The organism is Ornithinibacillus salinisoli, assembly GCF_042684965.1.
GTDB lineage: Bacteria > Bacillota > Bacilli > Bacillales > Amphibacillaceae > Ornithinibacillus > Ornithinibacillus salinisoli.
Genome location: NZ_JBHUMI010000046.1, coordinates 1 through 18,814, shown reverse-complemented (window position 1 = coordinate 18,814; position 18,814 = coordinate 1). Strand labels below are relative to the sequence as shown.

General features: G+C 32.6%; 16 protein-coding genes and 4 pseudogenes. 7 read left to right on the top strand and 13 right to left on the bottom strand.

Going from position 1 to position 18,814, the window contains the following annotated elements:
• Positions 1 to 73: 73 nt before the first annotated feature.
• Positions 74 to 2,428, bottom strand: a complete 2,355-nt coding sequence (locus ACFSTA_RS20455; protein ID WP_377558686.1) for an FtsX-like permease family protein — start codon at positions 2,426 to 2,428, stop codon at positions 74 to 76.
• A 713-nt stretch (positions 2,429 to 3,141) separates the two neighbouring features.
• Between ACFSTA_RS20455 and ACFSTA_RS20450 the strand changes: the two genes are divergently transcribed.
• Positions 3,142 to 3,750: a hypothetical protein gene (locus ACFSTA_RS20450; RefSeq protein WP_377558685.1), complete on the top strand. Its 609-nt coding sequence runs from the start codon at positions 3,142 to 3,144 to the stop codon at positions 3,748 to 3,750.
• A gap of 158 nt (positions 3,751 to 3,908) precedes the next feature.
• Here the strand turns inward: ACFSTA_RS20450 and ACFSTA_RS20445 are convergent, their stop codons facing one another.
• The 4 genes and pseudogenes from ACFSTA_RS20445 to ACFSTA_RS20430 form a co-directional block, all read right to left on the bottom strand.
• Entirely contained in the window at positions 3,909 to 4,100 is a 192-nt protein-coding gene (locus ACFSTA_RS20445) for a hypothetical protein (protein WP_377558684.1), read from the bottom strand.
• A 320-nt stretch (positions 4,101 to 4,420) separates the two neighbouring features.
• Complete coding sequence (locus ACFSTA_RS20440) at positions 4,421 to 4,591, bottom strand: GNAT family N-acetyltransferase (RefSeq protein ID WP_377558683.1); 171 nt, start codon at positions 4,589 to 4,591, stop codon at positions 4,421 to 4,423.
• A 58-nt stretch (positions 4,592 to 4,649) separates the two neighbouring features.
• The gene (locus ACFSTA_RS20435) at positions 4,650 to 4,967 is read right to left on the bottom strand and encodes a hypothetical protein (protein ID WP_377558682.1); all 318 of its coding nucleotides are present in this window, start codon (positions 4,965 to 4,967) and stop codon (positions 4,650 to 4,652) included.
• Positions 4,968 to 4,982: 15 nt separating this feature from the next.
• Positions 4,983 to 5,210 (bottom strand): annotated as a pseudogene (locus ACFSTA_RS20430) (polymorphic toxin type 50 domain-containing protein); the annotation flags it as partial.
• A 531-nt stretch (positions 5,211 to 5,741) separates the two neighbouring features.
• Here ACFSTA_RS20430 and ACFSTA_RS20860 point away from each other — a divergent pair.
• Positions 5,742 to 5,902: pseudogene (locus tag ACFSTA_RS20860) on the top strand (site-specific integrase); the annotation flags it as partial.
• Positions 5,903 to 6,250: 348 nt separating this feature from the next.
• Here ACFSTA_RS20860 and ACFSTA_RS20425 read toward each other — a convergent pair.
• Positions 6,251 to 6,880: a GNAT family N-acetyltransferase gene (locus ACFSTA_RS20425; RefSeq protein WP_377558681.1), complete on the bottom strand. Its 630-nt coding sequence runs from the start codon at positions 6,878 to 6,880 to the stop codon at positions 6,251 to 6,253.
• Positions 6,881 to 6,891: 11 nt separating this feature from the next.
• A complete protein-coding gene (locus ACFSTA_RS20420; RefSeq protein ID WP_377558680.1) occupies positions 6,892 to 7,431 on the bottom strand; it encodes a hypothetical protein in 540 nt (179 codons plus the stop codon).
• Positions 7,432 to 7,573: 142 nt separating this feature from the next.
• On the opposite strand from ACFSTA_RS20420, the gene ACFSTA_RS20415 reads away from it, so the two are divergent.
• Complete coding sequence (locus ACFSTA_RS20415; RefSeq protein ID WP_377558679.1) at positions 7,574 to 8,149, top strand: TetR/AcrR family transcriptional regulator; 576 nt, start codon at positions 7,574 to 7,576, stop codon at positions 8,147 to 8,149.
• A gap of 686 nt (positions 8,150 to 8,835) precedes the next feature.
• Here the strand turns inward: ACFSTA_RS20415 and ACFSTA_RS20410 are convergent.
• The 3 genes and pseudogenes from ACFSTA_RS20410 to ACFSTA_RS20400 all read right to left on the bottom strand — a co-directional run bounded on the left by ACFSTA_RS20410 (position 8,836) and on the right by ACFSTA_RS20400 (position 11,052).
• Complete coding sequence (locus tag ACFSTA_RS20410; protein ID WP_377558678.1) at positions 8,836 to 9,300, bottom strand: hypothetical protein; 465 nt, start codon at positions 9,298 to 9,300, stop codon at positions 8,836 to 8,838.
• A 223-nt stretch (positions 9,301 to 9,523) separates the two neighbouring features.
• Positions 9,524 to 10,047, bottom strand: a pseudogene (locus tag ACFSTA_RS20405) (ATP-dependent DNA ligase).
• A gap of 540 nt (positions 10,048 to 10,587) precedes the next feature.
• Positions 10,588 to 11,052, bottom strand: coding sequence for a hypothetical protein (locus ACFSTA_RS20400; protein WP_377558677.1), 465 nt, complete (start codon positions 11,050 to 11,052; stop codon positions 10,588 to 10,590).
• A gap of 143 nt (positions 11,053 to 11,195) precedes the next feature.
• Between ACFSTA_RS20400 and ACFSTA_RS20395 the strand changes: the two genes are divergently transcribed.
• From ACFSTA_RS20395 to ACFSTA_RS20385, 3 genes are all read left to right on the top strand, one after another.
• Positions 11,196 to 11,531 (top strand): hypothetical protein, encoded by a 336-nt coding sequence (locus ACFSTA_RS20395; protein ID WP_377558676.1) that lies wholly within the window; start codon positions 11,196 to 11,198, stop codon positions 11,529 to 11,531.
• 74 nt (positions 11,532 to 11,605) lie between these two features.
• The gene (locus tag ACFSTA_RS20390; protein WP_377558675.1) at positions 11,606 to 13,747 is read left to right on the top strand and encodes an ABC transporter ATP-binding protein/permease; all 2,142 of its coding nucleotides are present in this window, start codon (positions 11,606 to 11,608) and stop codon (positions 13,745 to 13,747) included.
• 667 nt (positions 13,748 to 14,414) lie between these two features.
• The gene (locus ACFSTA_RS20385) at positions 14,415 to 15,215 is read left to right on the top strand and encodes a hypothetical protein (protein ID WP_377558674.1); all 801 of its coding nucleotides are present in this window, start codon (positions 14,415 to 14,417) and stop codon (positions 15,213 to 15,215) included.
• 421 nt (positions 15,216 to 15,636) lie between these two features.
• Here the strand turns inward: ACFSTA_RS20385 and ACFSTA_RS20380 are convergent, their stop codons facing one another.
• The gene (locus tag ACFSTA_RS20380; protein ID WP_377558673.1) at positions 15,637 to 16,158 is read right to left on the bottom strand and encodes a tyrosine-type recombinase/integrase; all 522 of its coding nucleotides are present in this window, start codon (positions 16,156 to 16,158) and stop codon (positions 15,637 to 15,639) included.
• Positions 16,159 to 16,175: 17 nt separating this feature from the next.
• Between ACFSTA_RS20380 and ACFSTA_RS20375 the strand changes: the two genes are divergently transcribed.
• Complete coding sequence (locus ACFSTA_RS20375) at positions 16,176 to 16,301, top strand: hypothetical protein (RefSeq protein WP_377558672.1); 126 nt, start codon at positions 16,176 to 16,178, stop codon at positions 16,299 to 16,301.
• 470 nt (positions 16,302 to 16,771) lie between these two features.
• Here the strand turns inward: ACFSTA_RS20375 and ACFSTA_RS20370 are convergent, their stop codons facing one another.
• Positions 16,772 to 18,076: a hypothetical protein gene (locus ACFSTA_RS20370; protein ID WP_377558671.1), complete on the bottom strand. Its 1,305-nt coding sequence runs from the start codon at positions 18,074 to 18,076 to the stop codon at positions 16,772 to 16,774.
• 648 nt (positions 18,077 to 18,724) lie between these two features.
• Positions 18,725 to 18,814: pseudogene (locus ACFSTA_RS20855) on the bottom strand (ATP-binding protein); the annotation flags it as partial.

The window sequence follows — 18,814 nt, the reverse complement described above, 5'->3', positions numbered from 1 at the left end:
TCAAAGTCTATACCTACAAATTTGACCGTTAATGCCTTATTTTCTCAAACTTCATCGTTATCTTTCAGTACTTCTAACTTCTTAAAATGACAGATAAATCTTCTTTTACAGTTACCTTACAGGACACATATATCGTAATTCCAACTATTGAAATCAGTGATAACGGACATAGTAGCCAAGTCTGCCAGGCTACATTAACCAATTCAATTTTTGCAGCTCCCATAGAGGACATAGCTATACTTACTAAAAAATCTCCTAAATAATTGGAAGCCAAAACCCCAAATATGATTCCCAATACGAGTACCATTAAAGTTCCTGCCATATATTGATGACTAATATTTTTAGCAGTTAATCCCACACTTCGCATTATGGCAATCTGAGACATATCCTTTGATAATAACATTCGAAGGAATAATACAGTGATCAATACAATAATGATAACTGCAATTGCGATTCCACCTATCAAAACAATGCTCATCTGATCAATGATATTTCCTAGAGTCTGCCCGGTATATTCTTTGATATCATTGACCTGCGCAGATTCATAGGTTTTCTGATAGTAGTCCATTTTCTCGCGAATATCAATGCCTTCAGCCGCATCCATGCTCAGAATATACCAAAGAACGGCTTCTTCATTAATACCAAGACTGGTATCTGCCTTTGCAGTTTTCCCGCCATTTGTAATATCTTGATAAATACCAGTTACTTTTAATGTCTTTTCTTTCTCGCCAGCCTTTACTACTACCTCATCTCCTACTTTCTTGTCTAATCCGTCTTCTAAAGCATTTGCATAGGAAAGTGAGATTTCTCCTTCAGCCTCCGGTGGTCTTCCTTCCAAATATTTTAATGGAAATACGGAAAAATCACCGGTTTCAATATTAATATAGTCCCAAGAACCTTCCGTATTTTTGACATGAAAGGAACTTGTGATGTAAGCGGCATACTTTTCAATATCCGAATCATTTTGCAGCTCTTCCTGCAGCTTCTTATAATCTTCTGTTATCGTATCTGTCTTTCGAAGATCGATTCTCATGTCAGATTTCCCAATTCCCATATATGTGGAAAATTCCGGTGAATTCATGGTGTTATACACATTTAAAGGAAGAATGACTATAAATGTGCAGACAGCAAAGATAAATAACAGTAACCGATATATTTTGAATCGTTTCCATACATCCCTTAGCCCCATGTAAATATTGGTACTGAAGAATTTGTTCTTAAGCAGCGAAAAACTATATTTTCGGTTCTTCTTTTGCTCCATGATATCGGAACGCAATGCTTCCACTGCCGAAATCTTATCGAATTTCTTTAGTACTCTCTTGCAGTATATTACAATCAAAAAATAGACCAATAGTGGAGCAACAAGAGTTAGTATATATTTTAAGTTCCCTGTTAAGTCTGAGGATATGTACAGTCTCATATTCCCGTTAATCAGGTTTACTACTGCGAAGGATAGCAGATAGCCTATGATGCCCGCTACTAATGACATGATTCTGTATTTGTTAAGATATACCTTCTTTATATCCTTTTTGGATATACCAATTGCTTTCATCACACCGATTTCCCTTAAATCTTCATCAATCGTTGCTAGAAACGTAAGTCTGATACAGAGAGATGCAATAATAATCAACAGAATACTAATAAGTATAATGACCATTGCTACTGCCGCATCTGACATGGCATTAAATATCATAAAGACCTTTCCTCCGACTATAGGACCGTTTGCTGGAAGTCCAGCTTCGATATAGGCAGTCTGCACAGCCTGAGAATCCCCGTTTTCATTCAGTTTGAATTCGATCAGATATTCCAATTCCCCTGCATGCATTACACGCATTTCATTATAGTCAGCTTGATTCAGAACAAACCGTTTTGAAGAAGTAAGGGAAGAATTCATCTCATAATCTCTTGCATAATCTGAAATAACAAACTCGTTCACATACTCTCCATTTTTCACCGTAATCGTCTCGCCGATTTCTAGGTCATATTGTTCCATGAAATAGATAGGAACTGCGACTTCCCCTTCCCTTACATCCAATTTTTCATTATCCAGGTCCAAGATAAAATCAAATTTTTGATTTTGTACAACAAAGGAAATATCCTGTACCGTTCCAGCCATCGTTTGATTTTCACCAAAATGAATATTACTTCCATCAAACGTTAGAAGAACCATCGTCTCTTGCATCGCTATATCCTCACGATGTTCTTCTGTAAATTGATCAATTTCTGCCTGGTCAAATTCTCCAGAATGCATCTGTGTGATGTCAGCTGGAACTGCTCGTTTCTGCAGCTCCGACATCGACTGAATCAAATTGGTAATATTATTGATGGCACTACTTGCCAAAATAACTGCCATCGTGATAAATACAAATACGGCCGTCGTTACAATCTTGTTCCTTTTGAAATCGTTCTCTACAATTTTCAAGAACAAAGATTTTACTCCTCTCTTCACAAACAATATTTTTACTAATCACTTTTTATGAACTATACATATTGCTTCTTAGTAGACTTGATCTCAATGATTATTGAACTTACAAAAGTAATTATATAAAATGGTATTTATTGGTTACACTGGCTAGAGCCTAATTTTTCACTAAGCCTACAGCCCTATTTTAGTAAATTGATTGTAAAGTGATTAGAAAATAATAGAAATAGAGGAAAGGACATAGAAGAAGTAACGATTGTTCACCTTCAATGGATAATAACGAAGGGTTAATAATTGATTAACTATTGCGTAAGCATGTAAATATATCTCCAGTTGCAAAAGAAAAGAAATAAGAGGGTTCACTGGACCCAAAGTCCTCTCTAAACAATTGACTACACTGAATATTTTCTAAATCCCAGGTCAATATAATGTTTACCAATAAATATCACATTATATAAGTAAGGAAGGACTGTGATTTATGGGGCATGCATTTTGGAACAATACGATATGGTATATTTTCCTTGGGATTATTACTATCATTGTATTGGTCATTGTTTTCATCAAGACACCCAACCGTAAACACGTACTTGCTCTATTTTTAACGATTAGCGGAATCACTTTTTTTGCATTCGAAGTGATTATTTTAAAGTGTTTGAACGCGTACATTTATTTTCCTAAGATCTTTTCTAACCAGCACGATGATTCGGTTTTAGGGGAATTTGTTTTCGCAAACTTCCGTGTCCGCATCTGCAATCCTCATTACTGTCTTAAATCTTAAATTTCGCTGGCAATTGATCATCGCTCTAATTTACGGAGGTATTGAAGAATGGTTTATTCTAATGGGAATATATGAACAAAACTGGTATCGGACATGGATGACTATTATCGGACTTCTCATTTTATTTCGCATTGCGAAAATAGTAAGCACCATCTTATCAAAACACAGTGGGCACATTTGGCGTAACATCTTTATTTTCTTTGGATTGTGTACGTTGCACTTTCATTTAGTAACTTGGGCATCTAAGGCAGTCGGTATTCGTAGTTTCAATGAAACTCTGGTTCCTGATAATGATTGCAGTATTGCTATTATCGCTGGTACCTATCATCTGCTTTTGGCCGTTAGTACAATGATTCTATATTTTTCAAACATAAAGTGGAAGTGGAAATTTGCGGGGATATTTATTCTCTATATCGCTCATTTTTTTACAGAAAAATATCAAGTGTTAATAAGCTCAGATGGTTGGTTTTTTATTTTAACCTCCATTAGCATTTGGGGAATGTACTTGAATATTTACATCCTCGATCGGTTGTATCCTAAGCACCCGTAGCGCGACGATGACCTTTTTCGTAGAATGGCGGGAAGGAAGATAGCAGTCTTTGGCTTGTTTCTTCTTGCACTGCTTGGTTGGTATCTTGTACACTGATGCAACAAGGTTTAAAAACCTTTATTACAACATGCCGCCCGTGAGATGAAAGTTTATAATATCTATAATTTCGAGTGCAAATAGTACGGTAAATCAAGGTTTTGCAAAATTTTGTCTGTAACATCTTTAACAAGATTTAACTGTTTTTCACTGGATTGCTTTAGCAAAATGTTAGCATTTGCTATCATGATTACAGACACAGAAACGCACCATACCTTCCGTTTTCCACCAGCATTTTCCACTAAAATTACCACTTGGGTCACCAGATAGAGAAAACTCAATGGATTGAAAATGAAAAAGCCTAATCCTCCTTATTTTCACCGAGGAGTTAGGCTTATGGTCTTCCTCACAATAGTACTTGAAATGCTAAATGTTATTTCCTATTAAATGGTAGTTTTGTATTACACAGCAAAAAATCTTGTTATAATAGAGAACTCTTGTTCCCCTAAAACTTACCTTGACTTGAAGAATAACTCGAAATATTTTACTTCAATTACAGTTATGTAATAGGAATCTCCTGATAAATAACTACAATCTTCAGAGTTCCAATTAGCCAATTAAATCGTAATCATTATTACTTACCCGGTTTGTTCTCTTTATTTAATTCTTCCCATTCTTCTTTTAGTATTCTATACCCCACTCTATCATAGAGATTATTGTGTAAAACAACATGACTTTTTAACTCAGCATCCTTAACCAAACCAAGCTTTTTCATTACACCTTCTGAAGCTTTATTTTCTACCAATCAACCTGTTACTATTTTTTTCGTATCTCCCCATAAATACAAACATCAAATATGTGATTTACTTTTCTGCCTTTTTCCAGAGCACTTCTCTATTGAGATCCATAATAATATCTGGTTCATTTTTGTATGACAACTCAATCAAGTTTCCCACTCCAAAATTTACTATTTCCTCATTTCCATCTTGGATTATCTCTTCTACAAGAAATAATACTCCTTGAAACTCCTCATAACCTGGGTCATCTTCATCTAAGTTATTATCAGTATAATGCTGTGTATCGAATTCACACATTATGGTAAGTCCGCTATTCCATTTTAAAATTAACCTTGTCGAAGTTGGGATCTTCTCTACGAATAGTGCAAGTTCTCCCCAAATCATAGTTTTCCTCCTAATTTAAGGTCTTGTAGGATAAATGTGTGCTCCTGTTTTCGAATAAACAATCATCCCGTTACGAGAGAGCCATGCTGTTCCTTCAGAATCTATATACCTGCCTATGTTTGAACCGAAATTAACTCTCTCCTTATAATCTGTTACTCTTTGTCCTTTTCCTGCATACTTACCAAGTAAGGCCTCTGCATTTTTTATCTTCCCATTAAAAATACTTCTTCCCTCGTGATATTGAGGTGTACCTTCCGATTAGGGCAGTAACTTTTGGCTCTACAGATAAATAATTCTCTTTCTATCCTATTGACTTATTGTTATTAATCTTTCACTTTAACCTCTCCAATGTTCCATGAAATTTATTACTGTTTGACAACTTCTTACAAAGCTAAAATCTTTTTGATCTACTGTTTTGATTATTGAGTAAGTTAATTTAAAAAAATCTTCCTCTATTTTTTTTGGATTTTTTTCATCTTATTAAACGATGCTCTAGCTGAAGTTGGGTAATTGTCACACTCTGAGTACCGACAACAATCCCCTCAACCACTTTAATTTCTTATCCTACCGTTCTTTTTATTAAATAAGCTACCGATAGTTAGTAGTGACAACTACTTATTCATAACTTATTTTACCACATTCTTATTCTTATAGACTTTTATACATAAGAAAACGGTCCACCTCCCTAAAATGGAGATGAGCCTGATTGAACGTTTTTTATTCTATTATATTTTTCACTGAGTAAAATCAGTAGGTTTAATAAACTGATAATGAACGTCACTTCTTGCTGAAACAGGTGTCTCACTCGAACAAATTATGGACCGTCTTGGTCATACAGATGACCAAATAACCAAAAATATGTACATCCATGTCACGAAAGAATGAAAAAAGAAACTTCCCAAAAGTTCAGTGAACTAATGAGAAGCCTACGTTAAATTCCTCAATATTAGCATTTCACTCTCATCTTACTCAAAACCCACTCATATCAATGGTTGGAACGGCATATTACTTCATGACTCCCCTAAGGTGCAAGCGTGTAATATCTTTAACTTGGTGTCGGAGGGTTCGGTTTATCAGCGTTTTGTTGAATTTTGTCTGTAGTTTCTTTATCATTAAATTTTTTGTTTTTCACTGGATTGTGTTAGCAAAATGTTAGCATTCAGACAAACGCTTAACCACTGTTGTTGCTCACTAGTAGAAAACTTGGCATTCACCAATTCTTTATGGTGAATGCCTTGGTTGCACTTATGCACTTTCCTATCCGCCGAGAAAGAATATTATATTTATGTTATGATTATCATTCTATGAATGGTAATGTCACCAAATTGATGTTCACTATTTAGAGTAAAACCTAATTTGTAGTAATAGCCTACATTATTTTTATTTTCAGTGTCTAGGGCGATTCCATTTGTATTTTGTTCTTCATTAACTTGTTTCAATATATGAAAAATTAACATTGCACCAATACCTTTTCCTTGCTCTGCTGGTAAAACACCAATCATGATGAGATAATGAAATCGCCTATTCTTTACATGTGACCTAGATACTTTCATATATTTATTAAGTTTAGCTATAGTGCTTAGTGATAGTTTAGTCATTAGCTTAACGATTCCACTTAGCAATAAAAGTCCACCGATTATTTTATCAGTTCGTTTTACATTCGGTAACTCAATAATATAGGCACCTACAAGTCTTCCTTTATCATAAATACCCCATATCTCTTCGAATAAAAAGAAACTTTTATCAAACAAAAATGATACGAATGCGCGCGCTCTATATTGAAACCTATTTTGATCACCATCATCAAACAAATAAACAAAGAGTGGATCTTTTTCAAATGAACTTACCATTAAAGCTACAAAACTTGATTTTGCCCTCTTATCCAATCGTTTAATAGAATACTTACTACCCATAATCACATCACCTAAATCCTATTTTGATAATGATTAACACTAAAGCTATATATTACCTTAATCATAAAAAGCATGCTGACAATCAGCATATAAACTTCCATTTCAAGCATTGGAGTCCCTCCTATACCGATTGCTAATAATAAACCTGCCGCAAAAGTCTGATTTTTTTCTTTTATGGAAATAATGATAAAAGCACATACAATAGTATAGATCCAAACCAAAGTAACAGCCCAAATGGATGTATCTAATAAGAATCCAACAAATATTAGATGAAAATGAATTAATATGAAAATAATTTGTTTCTTTTTGTTGTTTGCATAATAATTGCTCGTAGACTTCGTGAAGTTTGCTATACAACCAGAAAAAATATCAAATATTAACAGAAAAGCTAATACATTTCGCCATAATGCTACCTCGTAGAATGTGTTGGAGTAATAAATAAATAGTAATGATGTAAATAGCACTCCAAAGAGTAAGATAACTGTTAATTGGAATATGTTCTGTCTTTCACCAAAGACTTCATGAAGAAATGTAGGGATTTTAATATCCATTCTTACTTTACTCCTCTTAAAGTTTTATAGTTGTTTTATACATTAAGTATATAACTATATATTGAATTGCAATAAGATTATGTAGTAAATGTATTGAACTACTCTAAAAGTTAATATAGAATTTAATTTGAGGTGAAAATACATGGATGGATATGAAAGAAGAAAAGAAAAAAAAGTAATGCAGATATTTTCAGCTTCACATGAATTGGTTATGAAGTATGGGTTTGACAAGGTAAGAGTAGATGAAATTGCTAATATGGCCCGTGTTTCACCTGCTACGATATACAATTATTTCGGCACCAAAGAGCAGCTATATCAACAAATGCTTAATAATTGGATAGATTCAAGATTAAAGGACTATGAGAGGATAATAAATTCGGAGATTCCATTTAATGAAAAGATTAAGGAAATAATGACTCTTGAGGCTAAAAACATCAAGCTCTTGACAATCCTTTACCAAGATCAGTCGGAATCAGTTCTTTTTCTTCTTAACAATATAGAGGAGAAATTTGAATCTTTTTTTCTCAAATTAATACAACAAGGAAAAAGCAATGGATATATTGCTCACCACTATTCTGAACAGATCTTAAAGAGGTACTTTAAATTATTCTTTCAAGAAATAAATGATTACATCAATACAAAAAATAATAATAGCGAAGAATTAGAACAACTATTACAATTGTTTTTCTACGGATTGTCATCTCTCCCTAATAAATAAAATGAAAACTAGATGGTCATGCTCAGTATCAAGGAGTGAAAAAGACCAGATTGTTCAGTATGAAAACAATCTGGTCTTATTTTATTACTCATGGTGTAACCAAGGCCGATGTATGTATTTAATATTAAACTAGCTATAGTAAATTCTTCATTAACTATTTATTGAATTTAAAAGATATGTAGGCTGATTACGGCCACGGGATTTTACCACCAAATGTATATCTCCACGTTATGCAAGAATTTAATAAAAGAAGCCTCTCACAAGTTTAGTTAACTTAAGAGAAGCTTCCTCTATTTAGTTAGCAAAATGTTAGCATTTCACTCTCACCTTACCAACAAATCCTTTTTTTTCAAGGGTTAGAGAGGCAGATTACATCATGCCGCCCGTAAGCTGAGAGTGTATAATATCTTTAATGATGTGTGCGAGAAGTGCGGTGTATCAATGTTTTTAGAAATATAAGGTGTAACATTTTTAACTTAAATTTACCGTTTTTCATAGGATTGCGTTAGCAAAATGTTAGCAATTGCTCCTATTTTTTTCAACAGAAATTCCTTCTAACTGGCTTTTACCCTGAAACTATGCCAATGGCCATTTTTCTTTACTAAAATCCTTTTTTCAATTATTTTTAACTATTCTTTATCACTAATTTTATCAGCCTTTTTTCCAATACTGGACAAATAGATCTATTATTCATTTAGTGTTCCGTGTCTGACAATAATTTCAGCAGCTTTAAGACGAATTTCAGAATCATTATCTTCAAGTAGTTCTTCTAAAACTTTGAGCGCCTTTTTTACAAGGCTATCTTTAGGATTGATTTTTTCACTTATATTTAATAGATCTTCGATTATTGCGATGTGTTTTGTTATATTAGCAATTGTTCCTGGATATCTTAAGGAACCACGTATCTCCTCTGGTAAATCACTTCGTAAGAGAGGATTTTTATCATAGAACCATTTTACTTTCCTTTGATGAGGATAAGAACCTTCATTTGGTTTATCAACTTTTGGATCATGATAATAATCTGATTCTATTGCGCCGATGTAAACATATTTTTTATTGTTGTCTGGTACGAGAATTAAATCTCCAATACGCATCTTTTTTACAAATAGGTTAACATTACCAATCCCGTCAGTCCAATTTTCTTGCTCCAATAAATCTCTAATGTTATCGTAACTTAATTTCTCAAATTATGTTCCTGTTGGGTAACCAATGGCAATAAAGTTATCGTCTAAGAATTGTTTCAATCGGTTAACTCCGTCGGGCATTGGTCGAATAATCCAGACGTTTTTTTCAATAATCATAACTACCACTCCTATAATACGAAGAAATCTAAGCGTGATCCTATGACTTTTAACCAATCATAGCTTCGTTTATTTACATATAATCTGCTTTTTTCTTAGCAACTATACCTTCGCGAAATGGGGAAGAAGAGAGTGCTTCAAATAATATAGTCCCTGTATTTCCCATAAAAATAATCGGTTGAAAGTGTGCTGTTTTTGGTACGACTTCAGATAGGATTTGTTTACGCTCCATTAAAGGAAGCCCTTTTAAATTCTTTCCATCATAATACAGAATATCAAAGACGATAAAAATAGCTGGTAATGTGCGAGAGTGTTTATGATGCTTTTATTAGAAGCTGAAAATCGTTTCATGCAAAGTTCGAAGTCAGTAATACCAGATTGAGGATCTACCACGAATAACTCACCATCGAGGATAACATCTTCTTTAATAGGGGATTGTTTTAACTCGGGGAATTTATAAGTTATTTCATTACCATGTCTAGTAAAGAATTTTACGTTATGGTTTATATTCGTATATTCTAGGCGAATACCATCCGCTTTCGGTTCGAAGATATAATTCGGGATGTCGAATTGTTCATCTGCTTGCTTTAATAACATTGGTGATTGAAACATTCAATAACCTCCTTGTAGTACCTATTATATCTTGTTATATCGTCAGATTCATTCGGGAATTGGTGGAAAACAATTTGTATGGAGTCGGTTTAGATTATAGTTGGAGAGCGTTAACGATGTACTTATACTAGTTGTAGGAATTTTAGATTCAAGGAGAAAATAAATAACATAGAAAAAGATATGTATGATAAAAGAGCAACCCTGTTATAGTTACCGGGTTGCTTCTTAATGTTTTCTATTAAAAATTTCTCTACTCATTTTCTTAATTTTCTCATACTCCTCTTTCAATTCCTTATCCCGTATTAATGAGACTATTTATATCTACAGAAAGTGGGAGGGATCCCATCCAGGAAAAATTAAAATCACATTATTAAAAAGACTGTCCTAAGGGATAGTCTGTGTCTTTCAGAGCGTTACCTCATAACCCTTCAGTCTATGAAACTGCCAGACCTTTATCGAAATTGTGTGGCCTCATTCGATTAATTAACTTAACTTTCGAAGAGAGAGGGGGCTTTCAAAAAACAATTAGTCTGCAGGTTGTTCCCATATGACTTCCTGATCAGGTATTTTTTTTAAATCTCCAAGGGAATAACCTCGCTCTACTCCTTCTCCTGTATATATATTACCTGATATGATCGAGATATTATTAATAGATTCTACATCATTTACATCATTTAAATTAATTGAAAATGTCCCTTTACTAAAAAAAGATGGTTCTTTATGAATGATGATATATAATACTTCATCAACTTTTTCTTTATTTATGTGAGATACTGCTTCAAAACGATCTACTTTAACTTCTCCGGTAATTTCAGTTTCTGTTGATAAAACTTCGTCTGCAGATATACTGATGCTGTTTATGTCTTCAATAGGAACTACACTAATATTTTGAGCTTTGTATATACCCCATAAAATATATAAACATAAAAATATAATCGCACTTATTAAGAAAAAAAGTATAACTTTTTTTAAAGACAATTTTTTCTTCAAAATGATCCTCCATCCTAGTTATTTTAATAGTAATAGATTTTAATAATATAGCAGAAATAATCTAACTTATGACATAATTATAACAAATATTGTTGTTTTTTGTAAGATTAATATATATAATCATTGTGGAGGGAGGTGTTTTTATGAAAAAGAGGAAAAATATTGCTATTATTTTAGGGGCTACTTTAATTTTACTTTCACCTATTTTTGCTTCAGCTGCTCAAGGTACATGGAAATCTAGTTGGGGTTATGATGTGAATGGGGCCTCAAAAATTGGTGCAACGAGCGCGATGGAAGATCCATATTACTTTCAATTTCAAGTATGGGGTGCAGGAAGTGAAATTTTGAGCAGTAGTAATAAACGAATTGGTGCTCATCAAGAATACAGCACTACTCATTGGTCTGCACCTTTAAAGGATAAGCAAGGTCGTATTTCAGCATCACCTCAAGTATGGTTCACACCGTACTTCAACCATTAAGAATATTATTAACAAAAGTCCATATTCTATACAATTAGGATATGGATTTTTGTTGATTAAGAAAAGAGGATACTATGTTAGATTTAAGAAATTTAACAAAATCTTTTGGTGATAAAATTGTTTTAAATGATATTAACCTACAATTAACTAATCCTTCTAGTCTTTATGTCTTAACTGGGGAAAGTGGTAGTGGCAAAACCACCTTATTTAATATACTATTCGGTTTAGATAATGACTATCAAGGTTCTTATAAATTATTTGGAAAAGATAGCAAAGCATACAAAAATCAAGACTGGGATCATCTAAGAACCAATGAAATAAAAATGGTTTTTCAAGATTTTAAATTATTCGAACAATTAACTGTCTATGAAAATCTTTATCTATCAGGTGATTATAAAGGGGATGAAATTTATTCTGTTCTAGAAAGTATGGACTTACTTGAGTTAAAAGATGAAGTTGTAAAAAATATTAGTGGGGGGCAAAAACAAAGAGTAGCAATCGGGCGTGCTGTCTTAGGTTCTCCAAAGATTATCTTACTTGATGAACCTACAGGAAATTTAGACGGAATGACAACCGATAAAATCATGAGTTATATCAGTAAATTGAAAAATAAAGGAATATCATTCTTTGTCATTACACACGATGATTCAATTCTTGACTATGCAGATATAGTTTTTAAGTTAGAAAATGGGAAAATTAATCAAACTAATTCAAAAAACGAACAGGAATATAGTGAAACAAAACAAAAATCATATCAATTAGAAAAAACTAAACAAAAAAAACATGTTCTTCTCTATACATTTTTAAGTGTGTTTCGTAAAATGAAACGAATTTCTTTATTAGGGGTACCAATTGTAATTATTCTATTGCTTTTCATTTTAAGTTTTACTGCTTTTCAAGCGGCTTCATTAGAATCATTTACTAACTTTTTTTCAGGAGTCGATAATAAATCCATTGTCTTTAGTACTCAGAAATTAACCTCTGAAGCAGCAGAAGATTTAAAAGAGAATAATATTCTAGCAAGTCATGATGGGAAGCGAATTGGGTTCTCAAATGAAGATGTTAAAAAGGTCGAAAACATTCAACATATCGATAAAATTGAACTTACAGTGGAAGGTATACAATCTTTTTATGATCATGAAGGAAATCGATTTGAATATAGATTAGACTATGAAAATATACCTGCATTTTTAAGAAAAGATCTTGCTCAGATTCGAAATGGAGAATCCATAACCTTTACATTAACAGCACAAAGCGTTCCTTATTCAGTCATTCATAATTACAACGTTAATAATATAAATATAATTTCAGGAGAGTTTCCTAAGGATGATTCAAAAGAAATATTAATTCCAGATCTATATGCTTTTATGATATCTGACTCTGAAAATTATACAAATTTAATTAATAGTACAATTGAATTAGATGTTACTTCTGCTAAAAATGACATGATTACTGAGGAATATAAAATTGTCGGTATTTATGATACGGGATATAGATATAATTTATCGCCATCTTACCCAATCTATGTGGGTTACTTTCATCAAGCTGAAAGTCAAGATAAATTGACCGAAGAGGCTTATCAATTTCATGTACAAACTTATAAAATAAATAAAGCAACAGAAGAATATTCTAAAAATATCACTAAAGATTTCGAACATTTTAAACGATCGATGGGAACAGGTTTTGACCAAATGATAGTCGTGGTTGACAATGAAGAAAACTTTGAAAGTGTCTATAATGAATTAAAGAAAGTTTTCCCTAAATATCAATTCATTTCACAATATGATTTAAAGAATGGCGATTTATCATTTGTATACCACTCGTTAGTTCGGAATTTAGTTGTAGGCTCTATCACAATAGCTGTAATTATTGGTTTAGTTGTAATCTTCCTTAATAAAGGTTATATTTACGACCGCACCAAAGAATTCGCTATTTTATTTTGTCAAGGATATTCCAAAAAAGATATAATCAAAATAATATCTTTGGAAAATGGCGTAATTTTCACTATTTATTTCTTAATTGCTTATTTATTAGCTTTCTTATCTGACTTTATATTTTTAAATACTAGTAAGTATGGTCATCTTTTTACGAATTTACTAACATTTGAAAATGTTGTTTCCTTATCTCTACTTGTTATTATTATCGTATCACTTTCTATCATTTGGGGAGTAAAAGGAATTAAAAATAATAACTTAATAAAATTATTAAAAGATTAACTCAATTTTTGCAGAGTAACATTTGCAAAAAATCCTTTTTTATAACTAGAAGCTTTTTTTATAAAAATTGAAATACTAATGCACAACCGAAACTAAATACAAGTAAGCAACAACCTACGAAGTCAAAACAAACGCAAGATACAAATACGAAATTAGTTAAATATTAATATGAGAATATAACACGCCAGCTTAGTAGCTAGCGTGTTTCCGTTTTATAACACTTTAGTTGAAAGGAACGGAATAATACTTTAATAATTTTGATTTTTTCTTTGTTTAAGTTTTTAGAATGGATAGGGTGTTTATCGCGCAGTTAGGGGAATGCGATTAGCCTATATCCAAGATTTACTAGGGCATAATCAACCCAAACACTCGCAATGATATGCACGAAAAGAAATGACCAGACGCACAATAATACTAACGATTAAAACCTAATTATATTTAGGTTTTATAGTTTTTTGCAATCCATAGAAATGGATTAGCGGGAATGAAGCAAACGTAATGCGTCCGTCCTATGGGAACGTGGATATGTATCACACTAATAGTGTGTCTTTATCTACTTCCATAAGGCGTTTTTTTATTTACTCGGCAAACTATTATAGAGAGAACACACACTATAGAGGGGGAATTTATATGAAAAAAGTATTACTAACAATGATGGTTATTAGGAGTGATAGTATTCACAAATGTAACCTTTACAGAAAAAACTGGTATTCCTGAATGTACTATGACGATCAAATCTAACGTACACACAGATTCTAATCCAGCTCGCCCAGATGGAGTTTGTGGACAAAAAGACTATGCATGGGGATTCTATAGTCCAAATCTTGACGAATTCATTCTACAAGGTGCTTTATTTGGCTATGTCGAGTATAATGGTCAAAAATTCGAAATGCCAATGGGCGGAACTTATTCTCATGCAATCGTAACAGTTTATATTCAGAAGGTTGAAGAGCCTAAGGAAGAACCTAAGGAAGAGTCAAAACCTGAACCGACTGAACCTAAAGAGGAACCAAAACAAGAAACTAAGCCGACGGAAGAGCCTAAACAAGAACAAAACACTAAAGAAGAAACAAAAACTACAACTCAACCAAAGCAAGAGGTATCTAAACAACCAAAAACTGACACAAAACAACCATTGGTAACAGAAGAAGATAAGAAAGAGACAGTTCAGAAAGAGGAAACTAATCCTGTAGAAAAAGAAGAATCTGAAACACCAGATTCTATGGATGAAGAAAAAGAGGAAAAATCCGATGAAACTGATAAAAAAGAACAAATAGAGCCAAAAGAAGAAGAAGAATTGGAATTAACTGATAACGATAAGGAAATTGAAGAGGTGACCAGTCCATCAGCTGAAGTGGAATCAGAGTCAGCATCTTCTTTTCCATTAATGTTAGTCATTGTACCAATCGTTCTACTGGTAGGTGCAGGAATCGGAGGATTGTGGTGGTATAAGAAGAAAAGAACATAATTTAAGAGACTAGTTAAGCAAAACTATACTTATATATTAAATGATCTAGGGACGAAACCTCTAAATTTTAGTTCTCTAGCTCTCTATTTGTTTAAAATTAATATACTGTATTTCTTCAATAATCGGGTTTAATTTATATATATTTGATTTAACAGGCATCTTTTGATAGCAATCAAATATTCGATTAATTGTCTAATGAAGTCTAACAGTTTTGCTTATGCCCCATTAATTAAAATCCAATACAAAGATAACCCCTTTTATTTGTAAAAGGGGTTATCTTTGTTCAAACACTTTGTAGAGTTCATTACAAATGAAATACAGAGAAGGGTTTACTAATTTGTAGATTGATTTGGAGACAGAGAGCGTTCTTAATTACATATCACTTCTTATATTTCTCTTTACGAATATGTTTATATATATCTTAATTTACTTGTAATTCGATTCCTCTATTTCGGACATAGTTTAGTTCAATATATGTACTAGTGGAATCTATTTTTTTGTGCCCTAATAATTGTTGAATCACCATAACTTCTGCACCACTTTCAGCCATAATCGTTGCAAAAGAATGTCTTAGTTTGTGAAGGGTAAACGAAGGTAAATTTGCTTTTTTCAGAAACGTATTAAACAAGTCTTGTAACTCACTCAATTTCAAAGGTTTTCCATTTTCATTAATAAGATACTCATCATTCCCTAATTTGTATTTTTCAACGTATCGCTTTAGAACAGCACCGACACCTTCCCTTAATATGATATATTTACTCGTTTTATTTTTTGTCCTCTCTACAAAGATTGTTCCATTAAGATAATCTATGTTGTTAACCTTTGTATAAATGACTTCCGATGGTCGACTTCCTGTAGACATCATTAATACAAAAAATAACGAATCCCTTTCTAAGTTGGAGCTGAACAGCTCTCCACATTTCTGAGTATCTTCATATTTCAAGAAGAAGAGTATATGAATTGTTTCAGCTTCATGAGGAAGTAGGTGGTATTCCAAACTTTGAATTTGGTACTTCAAAAAGAGTCGAAAAGCATGACTTTAAAGATTGGATTTTGCGTAAGAAAGAAGAAAAGAGACAACTATAACTAAACATACTCAATTCCCTTATTTATTAAACTCTCTATTCAAATGCACAGGTCTTACACAAAAGTGGTGTGTTGTGTCAGTTCAGCATGCCGCTGTTGCTTCCTTTTATCATTCAAAAAAAGCAACTCTTTCAAAAATGTTATTTTATCCTTCTTGTTCTTGATTCTTTTATCCTTGCTCTCTTTCCAACAAGATTAGACATTAATGGCGATAGGATTACCTTTATCTTATCAAAATATATTCACATAAGGATCCCGATTGGGCTCGAACCAACGACCTCCACCCTGCCAATTCTCTAGAGTGAGTTTTATCTAGTATTTATGCATCTATAAATTCTAATACGTCCATTTAATCAGGTTCTGGATGTTTATTTATGCAATTTGTTTCTGTTAATTCCATTGTTTCTATAAAATCTGTGCAATTTAATTGCAGTCTTTATCTAAATTCTTTGTGGAGGTAGGGTGTTTTTTTAAAATTCAACATTTGGATATTCACTATAATCGATTTCATCTCCATATCTCTTTTCTATAAATACTTTTAATTGGCTATTATCTAAACGAGCCTTTCTTCGATCATGTATCTGCGAATTTGAATTAACAATTTCTAATATTTTTTGGAACTGCTCCAAACTAAAATCTTCCCCATATGGTAGGATGTAGTTCTTAAAATTATAATCTGAGTCATCATAACTATAACTACTTTTCTCTGTTAAATAAATTTGAAAATCTAAGAATCCATCTATAACATCATACTCTTTGGAAAAATAATATAAATATTTTCTAGTAAAGTCACTTATGTTTGGTACAAGTAATAAACCTTCAATCCTGTTTTTAATTTCTTCAAAATGTTGTTCCATACTTTCTGACAAGAATAGACATCTACTAAATGTTTCTATATTTTCTTCAGCCTTTGAATTTATTAATATTTTTATAGGTTCTTCCATAAACTGATAAACTTCAGGGAATTTTGAAAAGAAATAACAAGAATTTGTAAATATTGTTTGGTCTTCTAAATTAATGTCACTATAATAACCACTATCACTTTCTATTAGATTTATAAAAGACGACCGGTTCTTTTCAAATAAAAATAATAAAGTTCTATTGATAACCCCTCTATTTTCAGCTGTGGTATCGTCAGATAACTTAAAAGAAAATTTCCATAAATCCCTAAATAACCTTTCCTCTGTAACTCGATTAAATTTACTAAGATATTTCGTATTTAAATACCTCTTAAATTCTGTCTCCTCGATCAACTGGTCTTTTACAGAAGCTAAGTCTTGTAAGAATGTATTAATGACCTTCTTAGATAATAATGGTGATTTGCATAAGATTCCATCTAACATATTCATCATATTTGCTCTTACGGTTTCCTTATTAGGACTTATAAGCATGTCCTGTCCATTTAAAACAGGATGAGCACATAGATGTCGTTGATCTCTCAGGTAATCTATATTAAGTTTATCTTGAGATTCTAAAAGATTTGTTCTTTCTTTAACTTCTGATATTAATGTAATCTCCCACCTTGGGGAAGTAGGGCTTGATTCTTGTTCTACTTTAACTTTCTCTAATATAGAAGTGGCAATCTCATCAGAATATCTGTCCGATAGTTCTTGAAGTTTATATATTAGGTCACTAACAACTACAGTGTATAACATGACTATAGCCGATCGATAATTCCCATTATGATATGAACTTAATACCTCATCAAAGTATTCTTTTGATTTAGAGTGATAGATTTCCTCACTTTTGAATTCTATAGAACTATGCGTCAACATAAATTGTACCCCTCCAAAAATTATTACTGTTCTTTTTTATATTACCATAAGTAAGTTCTTGTAATATTTTTTCTAAATGGTTTTATTTAATTTACAATATAAAAAATCCCCTAGGGTCAGAGCCGCACTCTCTGTCAATACGCTGTCTTTTGATAGTTTAGACATAATAAAACTACAAAGAAAATTACCGTGGGAATTGCCCTTAAGTCACGAACGAAAAATAACAGCTCAGGTGAGTTGAGCCAATGCAGGAAATTAACGTAGCAATAATCATAGGCAAGGTCTTTCCTGCTGTTTTTGACCGACTTGTGAGACTTAGAGAATTGGGAACGACTTCTTGCAGTAACGGTTCGGTGGAGTTTTGATTGGCTACGGTCAATAGGTACTTAGCATTATGTATGTCGGGCGAAACCACATATGCGGGGTTGTAGGTACATATTGAAAAAATCTTTGAAAGGAGTTTCACTGCTAGTAATTATTTTTTTGGTTGTCTTTGCATATCGTTTCACAATCTCGAAGGTTCAGTAAGTGGTCTGGGTTTGAACGTGAGCATGAGCACGGCGGACTGTAATATCCCCGTCAAATAAGACAACTCCCTCTTTGTAGGGGGCTTGTGACCGTCAAGTAAAATGTTACAGTTTTTGCTGATTAATTTGTTACACTTTCCTGCCCGAAGATGTTCTTTCGATGCTTCATTCGATAACTGTCACCGTTTAAATGTATTATTTCAACTCGGTG

Coding starts and splice junctions, on each gene's coding strand:
- ACFSTA_RS20435 (WP_377558682.1), bottom strand. CDS start 4,967: ATGATTTGGGGAGAACTTGCACTATTCGTAGAGAAGATCCCAACTTCG.
- ACFSTA_RS20425 (WP_377558681.1), bottom strand. CDS start 6,880: ATGGGTAGTAAGTATTCTATTAAACGATTGGATAAGAGGGCAAAATCA.
- ACFSTA_RS20420 (WP_377558680.1), bottom strand. CDS start 7,431: ATGGATATTAAAATCCCTACATTTCTTCATGAAGTCTTTGGTGAAAGA.
- ACFSTA_RS20415 (WP_377558679.1), top strand. CDS start 7,574: ATGGATGGATATGAAAGAAGAAAAGAAAAAAAAGTAATGCAGATATTT.
- ACFSTA_RS20395 (WP_377558676.1), top strand. CDS start 11,196: ATGAAAAAGAGGAAAAATATTGCTATTATTTTAGGGGCTACTTTAATT.
- ACFSTA_RS20390 (WP_377558675.1), top strand. CDS start 11,606: ATGTTAGATTTAAGAAATTTAACAAAATCTTTTGGTGATAAAATTGTT.
- ACFSTA_RS20370 (WP_377558671.1), bottom strand. CDS start 18,076: ATGTTGACGCATAGTTCTATAGAATTCAAAAGTGAGGAAATCTATCAC.